The 270-nt window shown below is 53.3% G+C and carries 1 pseudogene; it reads left to right on the forward strand.

Annotation, left to right across the window (positions count from 1 at the left end):
- Nucleotides 1-55: 55 nt before the first annotated feature.
- Nucleotides 56-270, forward strand: a pseudogene (locus HBA93_RS21260) (branched-chain amino acid ABC transporter permease); the annotation flags it as partial.

The raw sequence follows: 270 nt of genomic DNA on the forward strand, positions 1-270 counted from the left end.
TGTTGTTCTTCATGCCGCAAGGCCTGTTTGGCAACAAAACGACGGAGCGTGTCTGATGCCCCGTATTTCTGCTAAATTACTGACCTTGCTGGTTTTGGCTGCGATCATCGCTTTGTCGCCGCTGTTCTTCCCGTCAGGCTTCTATTTCCGTATCGGTGCTCTGGTTTTCGTCAACGGACTGGCTGTTCTGGGTCTTGTCATTCTCACAGGCTATGCCGGACAAATCAGTCTCGGTCATGCGGGCTTTGCCGGTATCGGGGGCTATGCCTG

The organism is Ochrobactrum sp. SFR4 (genome assembly GCF_019730395.1).
GTDB lineage: Bacteria > Pseudomonadota > Alphaproteobacteria > Rhizobiales > Rhizobiaceae > Pseudochrobactrum.